This is a genomic window from Streptomyces sp. NPDC098101 (genome assembly GCF_044760185.1).
Taxonomy (GTDB): Bacteria; Actinomycetota; Actinomycetes; order Streptomycetales; family Streptomycetaceae; genus Streptomyces.
On record NZ_JBIWAS010000002.1, the window covers coordinates 850,945 to 863,975 of the forward strand.

The following is a 13,031-nucleotide window of genomic DNA, read 5'->3' on the forward strand; positions in this document are numbered from 1 at the left end:
GAATGTGGGGCGAAGGTGGCGGTACGGACCGTGGAGACCGCTAAATTCACGCCGTTCCAGGAGGGTCCGAAGGGGTGCCGCCCGGGCCCCGAAAACAGGAGACCGCACAGCTGATGACGGAACGACCCCCGCAGCGCATCCCGAACAGCCGGCTCGCCGCGCTCATCGCCGAAGCAGGGTTCTCCCACGCGGGCCTCGCCAGACGGGTGGACCAGCTCGGCCTGGAACACGGCCTCGACCTGCGGTACGACAAGACCTCCGTGACCCGCTGGCTCCGCGGCCAGCAGCCGCGCGGCACCACCCCCGCCCTCATCGCCGAGGTCTTCACCCGCCGCCTGGGCCGCCGGCTCTCCGCCCAGGACCTCGGCCTCGACGCCTGCGCGCCCGTCTACGCGGGCCTGGAGTTCGCCGCCACTCCCGAGGAGGCGGTCGACATCGTCGGCGGCCTGTGGCGCAAGGACTCCGGCAGCCACGCCGAACTCCGCAAGATCGCCTTCACCCCGGCGGGCCTGGTCGTCCCCAGCCGGGACTGGCTGATCGGCCGCGCCGACGAGCGGGTGGCGCGCGGCGAGCCCGCCCGCGCCTCCGCCGGGACGCCCCCGCACGATCCCCGGGTCCCGCCCCAGGGCCGCTTCTCCGTGCCCCGCCAGCGCGGCACGGACCGGGGACCCGGCCAGCGCGTCTCCAGCGGCGACATCGCCGCCCTCCGCTCGGTCGGCGACCTCTTCCGCACCCTCGACCACGCCTACGGCGGCGGCCACGCCCGCCAGGCCCTCGTCCGCTACCTGGAGCACGAGGCCGAGCCGATGCTGCGCGGCACGTACGGGGAGTCCACCGGCCGCCGCCTCTTCGCCGCGGCCGCCGACCTCACCCGGCTCGCGGGCTGGACCTCGTACGACATCGCCGCCCACGGCCTCGCCCAGCGCTACTTCGTCCAGGCGCTGCGCCTCGCGCAGGCGGCCGGGGACCGGGCGTACGGCTCGTACGTGCTGCTCACCATGAGCTGCCAGGCCGTCTACCTCGGCCACGGGCGGGAGGCCGTGCAGCTCGCCCGGGTCGCCCAGCAGGGCGTCGGGCCCGCCGCGCCGCCCGTCGTCCAGGCGATGCTGCACGCGGTCGAGGCGCGCGGCCACGCCGTCCTGGGGGAGGCGCGCGCGTGCAGCGCCTCCCTCGTCCGGGCCGAACGGGCCCTGGAGACCGCCCGGCCCGGCGACGAGGTGCCCTACTGGGCCCGCGCCTTCGACGAGGCGCAGCTCGCCGACGAACTCGCGCACTGCCACCGCGACCTCCAGCAGTACCGCACCGCCGCCCAGCACGCCGAGCGCGCCCTCCAGCTCCGCGCCCCCGGCTTCGCCCGCAGCCGCCTCTTCTGCCGGGTCGTCCTCGCCACCTCCCGGCTCGCCCTCGGCGAACTGGAGCAGGCCTGCGCGCTCGGCGCCGAGGCCGCCAAGGAGGCCTCCGAGATGCGCTCGGCCCGCGCCGTCGAGTACGTGCGCGACTTCGAGCGCCGCCTGGAGCCCTACCGCGACGCGGCGGCCGCCCGCACCTACCGCGACCGGGTGGCGGCGATCGGCTGACCCGGCCGGACGGGCCCTACGCGGCCTCCGCCCAAGGAGGTTCCGCCGGCAGCCGCACCCCCAGGTCGGTCAGGAGGGCCCGGGCCGCGCGCCGGCCCGAGGCGAGGGCGCCCCGCGCGGTGCTCGCGGCGCGGTGGTCGCCGCAGACGTAGAGCCCCGCGAGCAGCCGGACCGGACGGTCCCCGTCGTGCGGGGGCGGCATCGCCGGGACCGCGTCCGGGGTGTGCCGGAGCGCCAGCAGCTCCCACTCGTCGGTCGACGTGCCGTACAGCGCGGCGAGGTGCTTGCGGACCCGCCGCTCCGTGTCGTCCGGCGGCGTCCCGAGCACCGTCGAGGTGATCAGGGGCCGCCCCGCCGGGGCCCGCCCCGGATCGACCGCGCTCATCACCGCCGTGTGGGCCACCGGCCCGCCCGGGTCCGACTCCAGGAGCAGCGCCGGATCGGCGGTGGGCGCGACCGGCGCCGTGTGGTGCAGCACCGTCACGGCGTGGAACGCGGGCGTCCGCAGCCCCGGAAGCAGCTCCGCCGCCGTGCGCGCCCCCGTGGCGAGCACCACCGAGCGGCAGCGGAACACCCCGTGCTCCGCCGTCGTGACCCGGGAGACGGACGCCTCCGTGACCCGTACGCCGGTACGGACCGTGCCCGGCGGCAGCGCGGCCGCCAGCAGCTCCGGGAGCGCCGCCGCGCCGCCCTCCGGCACGGCGAGCCGCCCCCGGGCGAAGGCGCGCAGCGCCAGGTCCGCCCGGCGGCTCGACGTGCCGAGGTCCGGGTCGGCCAGGAGCGCCGCGAGCAGCGGCCGCAGCACCCCCTGGACGGTCCGGGCGGGCAGCCGCGCGGTCAGCGCCTCGCGCGCGGTCCGCTCGGGCCGGGCCAGGATCCGCTGCGCCGGGGTCGCGGCGAGGCGCACCAGGGACGCGCCGAGCCGCGCCTGGTCCAGCGAGGCCGCCGGATGCCGGGGGGCGCTCGCGAGGGCGCGCGCCACGCTGAACGCTCCCCCCACGCTCCGGCCGCCCACCGCCCGGGGCGCTCCGGCCGGCCGGAGCGGGTGCGGGGCGCCCCACCGCGCGTACCGGCCGTCGCTGTGCACGAGGACCCCCGGCGCGAAGGGCCGCAGCGCGAGGGCGTCGAGCCCCGGCAGGGGCCGCGGCTCCTCGTGGGACAGGGTGAGCGGCCCGCCCACCCGGTCGAGCCGGAAGCCGTCGACGGACGCGGTCGCCATCCGGCCCCCGATCCACGGCTCCGCCTCCAGGACGGCGACGGAGAGCCCGGCGCGGGTCAGCCGGTGGGCGGCCGCGAGCCCCGCCGCCCCGGCCCCCACGACCACGACGTCGACGACCTCGTGCGCACCGCCGGTACCGACGGTGGCGCCCGTGGCGCTCGTACTGCCCGTACTACCTGTACTGCTCGTGCTGTCGGTGTTGTTCGTACTGCCCGTACTGCCGGTACTGCCTGTGTTGTTCGTGCTGCTGACGGTGTCGTCTGCGCTGCTGAGCACGTGCCCCTCCCCAGGTCGGCGCGGCCGGTGGGAGGCCTATGCCCCCAACGAGCCTCCGGAATGCCGGAGTTCACGGTCCGCGTCGAGCCTAGGCAGCGCTCCCACGGGTGCCAGGAGCGCGCGCCGGGGTGCGCGCGGCACGGGGGAGCACGGAAGGGGCCGGAGGGAGGGGACGGGGGAGGAGGGGGCGCGTCAGCGGGCCGCGGCCCGGACCGCCTCGTCGATCGTCGGGAACGCGAAGTCGAAACCGGTCTCCAACAGCCGCCCCGGCAGCACCCGCTGACTTCCGAGCACGTCCTGCGCGAAGTCCCCGAGGACGATCCGCAGGGCCGGCGCCGGGACCGTGAGGAGCGTGGGACGGCGCAGCACCCGGCCCATCGCCGCCGTCACCTCGCGGTTGGTGACCGGCTCGGGGGCCGTCAGGTTCACCGGACCCGACAGGGACGGCGTGTCGACCATGTGCCGCAGGGCGGCCACCTCGTCGTGCAGGGAGATGAAGGACCAGTACTGGCGCCCGTCGCCCATCCGCCCGCCGAGCCCGGCGCGGAAGAGCGGGAAGAGCCGCCCCCACGCCCCGCCCTCGCGCGCCACCACCAGACCGGTGCGGGCGTACGCGACCCGGATGCCGGCCTCCTCGGCGGGCGCCGCCGCGGCCTCCCACTCGACGCACACCGAGGGCAGGAAGCCCGTCCCCGCCGGGGCGCCCTCGTCGACCGCGCGGCTGCCGGTGTCCCCGTACCAGCCGAGCGCCGTGCCGCACACCAGGACCTCCGGCGGCTCCGCGAGCCCGGCGAGCGCCCGGGCGATCGCCGTCGTGCCGAGCACCCGGCTGTCCCGGATCTCCTTCTTGTGCGCCTCGTTCCAGCGGCGCTCGCCGACCCCGGCGCCCGCCAGGTGCACGACGGCGTCCACGCCGACGAGCCCGGCGGCGTCCACGTACAGCCGCGCGGGGTCCCACTCGACCTCGTCGGCGGTGCGGGCCGGGCGGCGGACGAGCCGGAGGACGTCGTGGCCGTCGGCGCGCAGGGAGCGGACCAGGGCCGAGCCGATGAGCCCGGAGGCGCCGGTGACGGCGACACGCTTGCGGGAGGCGGAACGCTGCATGGGGCCATCCTGCCCCCTTCCGGCCGGGGCATGGCACAGTGACCTCCATGATCGTGCCGGAGACGCGGATACGTACCGCCGAACGCGACGACGACGCCGCGCTCGGCGCCCTCGACCGGGCCGCCTGGTCCCCCCTCCACGCGGTGGTCCCCGCCCCCGTCCCGCCGTACGGGCCCTTCTTCGACGAGCGCCACCTGCCCGAGGACTACCTGGTGGCGGTGGGCGGGGACGCGCTCGTCGGCTACGTCCGGATCGTGCAGCCCATCCCGCTCGCCTCCCACGCGCACGTACTCCAGATCCAGGGCCTCGTGGTCGCCGGGGCGGCCCGGGGGAGGGGCGTCGCGCGGGCGCTGCTGCGGGCCGCCGCCGAGCGGGCGCGGGAGCGGGGCGCCACCCGGCTCACCCTGCGGGTCCTCGGGCACAACGCCCCGGCCCGCGCGCTCTACGCCTCCGAGGGCTACGCGGTGGAGGGCGTGCTGCCGGGGGAGTTCCTGATCGACGGCCGGTACGTGGACGACGTGTGCATGGGCCGGTCACTGACCGACTGAGGAGGCCCGGCCGATCTCCGCGCCCCGCCCGGGTCCGGCCGGTTCCCGCGCCTCCGCCCGGTCCGGCCGCGAGCCCGCCCCGGAGCCGCCCGGGGCCGGATCCACCTCACCCCGCCCCGAAGCGCTCCCACAGCCGGGGGAAGCGGGCCGCCAGGGCCTCGTCGTCCGCCAGGTCGAGCGGGGTCCCCAGCGGCTCGCCCCCCGGCATCGGAATGCCCAGGTCCGGCGTCTCGGCGCCGGTCAGCTGCTCGTACGCCTCGTCCGCCGCGAAACCGATCTCCTCGCCGTCCCCGTCGATCTCCACGTCGAAGTCGTCGAGCAGCTCCGCGAGCGCGTCCGGCTCGTGCACGGCCCCCTCGTACACCTCCCGGCCCTGGCCGATCAGCCAGCAGCGGAAGGAGTCGAAGGTCTCCTCGCCCGCCCCGTCGAACAGCACGGCCGCCGCACCCCACAGGTCCCAGAGGTACGCGCGGTTGTAGCGGGCCTCGAAATGGCGCGCGTAGTCGAGCACCGAGTCGGGGTCCAGCCGGGTCAGCCGCTCCACCAGCAGGTCCGCCTGCTCCTCGGCGTCGCCCTCGGCGTCCTCCCGGGCGGCGTCGATGATCTTCCAGAACTCGGTCTCGTCCATCACGGGACCAGCATCCTGCCCCGGCGGGGACGACGCACCCGGAAACCGCGAAATGAATCCGGACAGAAGGTGTCGTACTTTCCTGCCAGGGTGACGTCCATGACCACCGAGACACCTGACAGCAAGCCCCTGCGCGGACGGATCTGCCTGGTCGCCGGGGCCACCCGGGGCGCCGGACGGGCCATCGCCGTCCAGCTCGGCGCCGCCGGAGCCACCGTCTACGTCACCGGGCGCACCACCCGCGAGAAGGTCAGCGAGGTCGGACGGACCACCGAGACCATCGAGGAGACCGCCGAACTGGTGACGGCCGCCGGAGGCGAGGGCGTCGCCGTCCCCACCGACCACCTGGAACCCGAGCAGGTCCGCGTTCTGGTCGACCGGATCGACCGCGAGCGGGGTCGCCTCGACGTCCTCGTCAACGACATCTGGGGCGGCGAGCACCTGGTCGTCGCCGGATTCGGCAAGAAGATCTGGGAGGTGGACCTCGCCGACGGCCTGCGGATGCTGGAGCTGGGCGTGAAGAGCCACCTGATCACCAGCGCCGCCGCCACCCCGCTGCTCACCCGGCACCCCGGCGGCCTCCTCGTCGAGGTCACCGACGGCACCCGGGAGTACAACGCCACCCGCTACCGCGAGAACGTCTACTACGACCTCGCCAAGAACGCCCCGATCCGGATGGCCTTCGGCCTCGCGCGCGAACTGGAGCCGGCCGGCTGCACGGCCGTCGCGCTCACCCCCGGCTGGCTCCGCTCGGAGCAGATGCTGGACCACTTCGGCGTGACCGAGGAGAACTGGCGCGACGCCGCCGAGAAGCTCCCCGACTTCGCCGTCGCCGAGTCCCCCGTCTACGTCGGCCGCGCGGTCGCCGCCCTCGCCGCCGACCCCGGCCGGGCCCGCTGGAACGGCCACTCGCTCTCCAGCGGCCAGCTGGCCAAGGAGTACGGCTTCACGGACGCGGACGGCTCACGGCCGGACGCGTGGGGCTTCATCGTCGCCAAGGAGACGGACGAGGACGTGTCGGTGGACGACTACCGGTAGAACCCGGCGGTCTCTACCCGTACAGCCTCCCCAAACCCCGCGCCGCCTCCGCGAACCGCTCCCGGAGCGCGGCCGGGGCCGTCACCTCCGCCTCCGGGCCCAGGCCGAGGAGCTGGGCGAAGGCCACCTCCTCGTCCTCCACCCGCAGGGTCACCCGCAGCCGCCCGTCGGCCTCCGCCGTGCCCGCCGCGAGCGCCTCCCCGGCCGCCGCCCGGTCCGTCACGTACGGGAGCCGCCGCGCCCCCTCCTCCGTGAGGAGCAGCACGGCCTCGGCCTGGAGCAGGGAACGGGTGAACTCCAGGGAGCGGGCGGACCAGAACGCGGGCAGGTCGAAGTCCGGGTCCCGCTCGAAGCGCTCCCCGCCCACCGCCACCGCCGTGAAACGGTCCACCCGGTACGTGCGGAACGAACCGCCCGTCCACGCGCACGCGTACCAGACGCCCGCCTTCAGGACGAGCCCGTACGGCCGCAGCTCCCGCTCGACCTCCGTGCCGTCCCCGCGCCGGTAGCGGACCCGGGCGCACCGGTCGTCCCAGACGGCCTCCGCGAGCGCCGGGAGCAGCTCCGGGGTCACCGGCTCCTGGTACCAGCCGGGCGCGTCCAGGTGGAAGCGCTGGGCGGCCGTACGGGGCGCGTCCCGCAGCGACGGGAGCAGCGCCGCCGACACCTTCAGGCGGGCCGCCGAGGCCGCGTCCTCCAGGCCCATGTCCCGCAGCGCGCCCGGGAGGCCGGACAGGAACAGCGCCTCGGCCTCGCCCCGGGCGAGGCCGGTGAGCCGGGTGCGGTAGCCGTCGAGGAGCCGGTAGCCGCCGGCCCTGCCCCGGTCCGCGTACACCGGCACCCCCGCCTCCGAGAGCGCGAGCGCGTCCCGGGCGACCGTCCGCTCCGACACCTCCAGTTCGGCGGCGAGTTCGGCCGCCGTCATCGACGGGCGGGACTGGAGCAGCAGGACCAACTTGATGAGGCGGGCGGCGCGCATGACTCCATCATGCGTGCCGCCCGCCCCGGGGAACGGAAGGACCCCTACAGGCCGTAGCGCTCGCGCGCCTCCTTCACGGCCGACGCCTGCACCTCGCCGCGCCGCGCGAGCTGCGCGAGCGCCGCGACGACGATCGACTGCGCGTCGACGCCGAAGTGGCGGCGGGCCGCGTCGCGGGTGTCCGAGAGGCCGAAGCCGTCGGCGCCGAGCGAGGACCAGTCCTGCTCGACCCACTGCGCGATCTGGTCCGGGACCTGGCGCATGTAGTCGGAGACCGCGAGCACCGGGCCCTCGGCGCCCGCCAGGGCCTCGCGGACGTACGGCACCCGCTCCTCGCCGCGCAGCAGCGCCGCGTCCGCCTCCAGGGCGTCGCGCCGCAGCTCCGTCCAGGAGGTCGCGGACCACACGTCGGCGGCCACGCCCCACTCGGCGGCGAGCAGCTTCTGCGCCTCCAGGGCCCAGTGGATGGCCGTGCCGGAGGAGAGGAGCTGGATCCGCGAGGGGTTCGCCGGCAGGTCGATCCCGGCGGACTCGGCCGTGTTGAAGCGGTAGAGGCCCTTGACGATGCCCTCGTCGACCCCGGCCGGCTTGGCGGGCTGCGGCATCGGCTCGTTGTAGACCGTGAGGTAGTAGAAGACGTCCTGGTCCTCGCCCTCGGCGGCCTCGCCGTACATCCGGCGCAGACCCTCCTTGACGATGGCCGCGACCTCGTAGGCGAACGCCGGGTCGTAGGTCAGGGCCGCCGGGTTGGTGGCCGCGATCACCGGCGAGTGGCCGTCGGCGTGCTGGAGGCCCTCACCGGTCAGGGTGGTGCGGCCGGCGGTGGCGCCGACGAGGAAGCCGCGGCCGAGCTGGTCGCCGAGCTGCCACATCTGGTCGGCGGTCCGCTGCCAGCCGAACATCGAGTAGAAGATGTAGAACGGGATCATCGCCTCGCCGTGTGTGGAGTACGCGGTGGAAGCGGCGATGAAGTCGGCCATCGAACCGGCCTCGGTGATCCCCTCGTTGAGGATCTGGCCGTTCTTGGCCTCCTTGTAGTACATCAGCTGGTCGCGGTCGACCGGCTCGTACGTCTGGCCCTTCGGCGAGTAGATGCCGAGGGACGGGAAGAGGCTCTCCATGCCGAAGGTGCGGGCCTCGTCCGGGACGATCGGGACCCAGCGCCTGCCGGTCTCCTTGTCGCGGATCAGGTCCTTGACCAGGCGGACGAACGCCATGGTCGTGGCCATCGACTGCGTGCCGGAGCCCTTGTCGAAGGCGGCGAACGACTTGTCGGCCGGGGCCGGCAGCGGGGCCAGCGGGTGGACGCGGCGGGCCGGGGCCGGACCGCCGAGCGCCGCGCGGCGCTCCTGGAGGTAGCGGACCTCGGGGGAGTCGGCGCCGGGGTGGCCGTAGGGCACCTGGCCGTCGGTGAACCGCGCGTCCGAGATCGGGAGTCCGAGGAGGTCGCGCATGTTCTTGAACTCGTCGGTGGAGAGCTTCTTCATCTGGTGGTTCGCGTTCTTCGACGCGAAGCCCTCACCGAGGGTGAAGCCCTTGACGGTCTGCGCCAGGATGACCGTCGGCGCGCCCTTGAACTCCAGGGCGGCCTTGTACGCGGCGTACACCTTGCGCGGCTCGTGGCCGCCGCGCGAGAGGTGGAAGCACTCCAGGATCTTGTCGTCGCTCAGCAGCTTCGCCATCTCGACGAGCGCCGGCTCCTTGCCGAAGAAGTCCTGGCGGATGTAGGCGGCGTCGCGGGTCTGGTACGTCTGGACCTGCGCGTCCGGCACCTCGCGGAGGCGGCGGACCAGGGCGCCGGTGGTGTCGAGCGCGAACAGCTCGTCCCAGGCGTTGCCCCACAGCGACTTCACGACGTTCCAGCCGGCGCCGCGGAACTGGGCCTCCAGCTCCTGCACGATCTTGAAGTTGGCGCGGACCGGGCCGTCGAGGCGCTGCAGGTTGCAGTTGATGACGAAGGTCAGGTTGTCCAGACCCTCGCGGGCCGCGAGCGCGAGGGCCGCGGTCGACTCGGGCTCGTCCATCTCGCCGTCGCCGAGGAACGCCCACACGTGGGAGGCGGAGACGTCCTTGATGGCGCGGTTGGTCAGGTAGCGGTTGAAGCGCGCCTGGTAGATCGCGGAGAGCGGGCCCAGACCCATGGAGACGGTCGGGAACTCCCACAGCCAGGGGAGGCGGCGCGGGTGCGGGTAGGAGGGCAGGCCGTTGCCGCCGGACTCCTGCCGGAAGTTGTCGAGGTGCGCCTCGTTCAGGCGTCCGTCGAGGAAGGCGCGGGCGTAGATGCCGGGGGAGGCGTGGCCCTGGATGTAGAGCTGGTCGCCGGAGCCGGGGGCGTCCTGCGACTCCTTGCCCTTGAAGAAGTGGTTGAAGCCCGTCTCGTAGAGCCAGGCCGCGGAGGCGAAGGTGGCGATGTGGCCGCCGACGCCGTACTTGGAGCCGCGGGAGACCATCGCGGCCGCGTTCCAGCGGTTCCACGCGGTGATCTTCCGCTCCATCTCCTCGTCGCCGCCGAGCTCGGTGACCGAGGGCTCGGCGGAGGTGGGGATGGTGTTGACGTAGTCCGTCTCCAGGAGCTTGGGGAGGGCGAGGCCCGCGCCCTCGGCGTGCTGGAGCGTGCGGCGCATCAGGTAGGCGGCCCGGTGGGGGCCGGCGGCCTTGGTGACGGCGTCCAGGGAGGCCGCCCACTCGGCGGTCTCCTCGGTGTCACGGTCCGGGAGCTGGTCGAGCTCGCTCGGAATCTTGCCTACGGGATCGGTCATGATCGCCGCCTTCCGGACAGGTGGGGGTGGAGATGGGCCCTTGTCTGGCAGGACAGGGCGAAGGGCCGGGTGTGGCCCGCCGAAGACTGTAAACCGGCGATCGATGATCGATCAAAGGGTTGAAGGCGAAAACCTCTCCAGATCGAGAAAGTCGGCACAGGGTGCCGCGAAAAGGGGCACCCGGTGCCTTGTTTTCGCAGGTGGGAGCGGTTTTCTGAGGGGGTCCGCGCACGGATGAGCGGGCGCCCGGACACGACGAAGCGGGCCCGCCGAAGGACGGACCCGCCGGTGTTCCCGTACGGTCGTACGCCGGGCCCGCCGTACGGTCAGGCGCGCGGCGCGCAGCCCAGGACGTGCGCCTTCACCAGCGCGCCGATGTTCGGGTCGCCCCGCCGGAAGGCCTCCACCAGCTCCTGGTGCTCTTCCGCGTACGACTTCTGGACCGTGCCCAGCCAGCGGATCGAGAGGGCCGTGAAGACCTCGATGCCGAGTGTCTCCCAGGTGTGCAGCAGCACGGCGTTCCCCGCGGCCTTCACCAGCTCCCGGTGGAAGGCCACCGTGTGCCGCACCTGCGCCGTCCCGTCCGCGGCCGCGTCCGCCTCGTACAGGGCCGCCACGTGCGGCTCCAGGGCCGAGCAGTCCGCCGAGAGGCGTCCGGCCGCCAGCTCGGCCGCGATCTGCTCCAGACCGGCCCGTACGGGATAGCTCTCCTCCAGGTCGGCCGCGGTCAGGTTGCGGACCCGGACGCCCTTGTTGGGCGCCGACTCGATCAGCCGCAGCGACTCCAGCTCGCGCAGCGCCTCGCGGACCGGGGTCTGGCTGACCTCCAGCTCGGTCGCGATCCGGCGCTCCACGATCCGCTCGCCCGGCTTCCAGCGGCCGCTGACGATCCCCTCCACGATGTGCTCGCGGATCTGTTCGCGCAGCGAGTGGACGACGGGGACGGTCATGAAGGGCTCCTCGGGGAGTGTTGACCCTTAGACAATACGGCGGCGCCCCCGTCCGGAAACACTTCCGGACGGGGGCGCCGCAGGTGAGGCTCGTTACGTTGCGGCCGGGCCGGAGCCCGCCCGCACGCGACTACAGGCCGAGGTCGACCTCGAACTCGCCGGCCTCCAGGATCGCCTTGACGGCCGTCAGGTAGCGGGCGGCGTCGGCGCCGTCCACCAGACGGTGGTCGTAGGACAGCGCGACGTACGTCATGTCGCGGATCGCGATCGTCTCGCCCAGGTCCGGGTGATTGATCACGACCGGACGGCGCACGGTGGCGCCGATGCCCAGGATGGCGACCTGGTTCGGGGGCACGATGATCGTGTCGAACAGCGCGCCGCGCGAACCGGTGTTGGAGATGGTGAAGGTCGCGCCGGCCAGGTCGTCCGGCGTGATCTTGCTGGCGCGCACGGCGCCGGCCAGCTCCGCGGTCTTCTTCGAGATGCCGGCGATGTTGAGGTCGCCCGCACCCTTGATGACCGGGGTCATCAGACCCTTCTCGGAGTCCACCGCGATACCGATGTTCTCGGTGTCGAAGTAGGTGATCGTGCCCTCGTCCTCGTTGATCCGGGCGTTGATGACCGGGTGGGCCTTCAGCGCCTGGGCCGCCGCCTTCACGAAGAACGGCATCGGGGAGAGCTTGACGCCCTCACGGGCGGCGAAGGCGTCCTTGGCGCGGGCGCGCAGCTTCATCAGCTTGGTGATGTCGACCTCGACGACCGAGGTCAGCTGGGCCTGGCCGTGCAGCGCCTTCATCATGTTGTCGCCGATGACCTTGCGCATCCGGGTCATCTTGACGGTCTGGCCGCGCAGCGGGGAGGTCTCCTGGGCCGGAGCCTTCGGAGCGGACGCGGCCGGGGCGGCGGCGGCCGGAGCCGGAGCGGCCTTCTTGGCCTCGGCGGCCGCGAGGACGTCCTGCTTGCGGATGCGGCCGCCGACGCCGGAGCCCTTGACGGAGCCCAGGTCGACACCGTTCTCGGTGGCGAGCTTGCGGACCAGGGGGGTCACGTACGCGCCGTCCTCGGCGGGAGCCGGGGCGGACGGGACGGGGGTGACCACGGCCGGGGCGATGGACGGGGCGGCCTGGGCCGGAGCGGCCGGAGCCTGGGCGGCCGGAGCCGGAGCCGGAGCGGCCGGAGCCGGGGCGGCGGGAGCGGCCGGGGCGGGAGCCGGGGCCGCGGGGGCCTCCTCCTGCTTCGGGGCCGGAGCGGCCTCGGGGGCCGGGGCCTCCTGCGCCGGGGCGGCGGCCGGAGCCGAGCCCGCGGCACCGATGACGGCCAGCTTGGCGCCGACCTCGGCGGTCTCGTCCTCGTTGACGACGATCTCCAGGAGGACACCGGAGGCCGGGGCCGGGATCTCGGTGTCGACCTTGTCCGTGGAGACCTCGAGCAGCGGCTCGTCGGCCTCGACGGTCTCGCCGACCGACTTCAGCCAGCGGGTCACGGTGCCCTCGGTGACGGACTCGCCCAGGGCGGGCAGCACGACGTCGGTGCCCTCGGCGGAACCGCCGCCGGAAGCGGCCTCGGCCGTCGGGGCCGGGGCGGGCTCCTCGGTCTCGGTGGACGGCTCGGCCTGCGGGGCCTCCGGCGCGGGGGCCTCCTGCGCCGGGGCGGACTCGGCGGCCGGGGCCTTGGCCTCGGCGGAGTCGCCGGAGCCGTCGTCGATGATGGCCAGCTCGGCGCCGACCTCGACCGTCTCGTCCTCGGCGACCTTGATGGAGGCCAGGATGCCCGAGGCGGGGGCGGGGATCTCGGTGTCGACCTTGTCGGTCGAGACCTCGAGCAGCGGCTCGTCGGCCTCGACGCGCTCGCCCTCGGCCTTGAGCCAGCGGGTGACGGTGCCCTCGGTGACGCTCTCGCCGAGCGCCGGCAGGGTTACGGAAACCGACATGGTTTCAGTTGCTCCTAACGAAT

General features: G+C 74.3%; 10 protein-coding genes. 3 read left to right on the plus strand and 7 right to left on the minus strand.

The window, feature by feature from the left end; all coding sequences use genetic code 11:
• Positions 1-113: 113 nt before the first annotated feature.
• The gene (locus ACIQVI_RS10900) at positions 114-1,577 is read left to right on the plus strand and encodes a regulator (RefSeq protein WP_403593806.1); all 1,464 of its coding nucleotides are present in this window, start codon (positions 114-116) and stop codon (positions 1,575-1,577) included.
• 16 nt (positions 1,578-1,593) lie between these two features.
• Here the strand turns inward: ACIQVI_RS10900 and ACIQVI_RS10905 are convergent, their stop codons facing one another.
• Together ACIQVI_RS10905 and ACIQVI_RS10910 are read right to left on the minus strand one after the other, a co-directional pair.
• Positions 1,594-2,901 carry an FAD-dependent oxidoreductase gene (locus ACIQVI_RS10905; protein ID WP_403594527.1) on the minus strand — a complete coding sequence of 436 codons (1,308 nt, stop codon included), beginning with the start codon at positions 2,899-2,901 and terminating at the stop codon, positions 1,594-1,596.
• A gap of 363 nt (positions 2,902-3,264) precedes the next feature.
• Complete coding sequence (locus tag ACIQVI_RS10910) at positions 3,265-4,176, minus strand: TIGR01777 family oxidoreductase (protein ID WP_403593809.1); 912 nt, start codon at positions 4,174-4,176, stop codon at positions 3,265-3,267.
• Between the two features lie 47 nt (positions 4,177-4,223).
• Between ACIQVI_RS10910 and ACIQVI_RS10915 the strand changes: the two genes are divergently transcribed.
• Entirely contained in the window at positions 4,224-4,724 is a 501-nt protein-coding gene (locus tag ACIQVI_RS10915; RefSeq protein WP_403593812.1) for a GNAT family N-acetyltransferase, read from the plus strand.
• A gap of 106 nt (positions 4,725-4,830) precedes the next feature.
• On the opposite strand, the gene ACIQVI_RS10920 is transcribed toward ACIQVI_RS10915, so the two are convergent.
• The gene (locus tag ACIQVI_RS10920) at positions 4,831-5,352 is read right to left on the minus strand and encodes a DUF4240 domain-containing protein (protein WP_351974191.1); all 522 of its coding nucleotides are present in this window, start codon (positions 5,350-5,352) and stop codon (positions 4,831-4,833) included.
• A gap of 99 nt (positions 5,353-5,451) precedes the next feature.
• Here ACIQVI_RS10920 and ACIQVI_RS10925 point away from each other — a divergent pair, with 99 nt between their 5' ends.
• The gene (locus ACIQVI_RS10925; RefSeq protein ID WP_403593815.1) at positions 5,452-6,390 is read left to right on the plus strand and encodes an SDR family oxidoreductase; all 939 of its coding nucleotides are present in this window, start codon (positions 5,452-5,454) and stop codon (positions 6,388-6,390) included.
• Between the two features lie 13 nt (positions 6,391-6,403).
• On the opposite strand, the gene ACIQVI_RS10930 is transcribed toward ACIQVI_RS10925, so the two are convergent.
• From ACIQVI_RS10930 to sucB, 4 genes are all read right to left on the minus strand, one after another.
• Positions 6,404-7,369: a helix-turn-helix transcriptional regulator gene (locus tag ACIQVI_RS10930; protein WP_403593818.1), complete on the minus strand. Its 966-nt coding sequence runs from the start codon at positions 7,367-7,369 to the stop codon at positions 6,404-6,406.
• 44 nt (positions 7,370-7,413) lie between these two features.
• Positions 7,414-10,128, minus strand: a complete 2,715-nt coding sequence (aceE, locus tag ACIQVI_RS10935) for a pyruvate dehydrogenase (acetyl-transferring), homodimeric type (RefSeq protein ID WP_403593821.1) — start codon at positions 10,126-10,128, stop codon at positions 7,414-7,416.
• A gap of 326 nt (positions 10,129-10,454) precedes the next feature.
• Positions 10,455-11,078: a GntR family transcriptional regulator gene (locus tag ACIQVI_RS10940; protein WP_121833460.1), complete on the minus strand. Its 624-nt coding sequence runs from the start codon at positions 11,076-11,078 to the stop codon at positions 10,455-10,457.
• A gap of 130 nt (positions 11,079-11,208) precedes the next feature.
• Positions 11,209-13,008 (minus strand): 2-oxoglutarate dehydrogenase, E2 component, dihydrolipoamide succinyltransferase, encoded by a 1,800-nt coding sequence (gene sucB, locus ACIQVI_RS10945; protein ID WP_403593825.1) that lies wholly within the window; start codon positions 13,006-13,008, stop codon positions 11,209-11,211.
• Between the last annotated feature and the right edge of the window lie 23 nt (positions 13,009-13,031).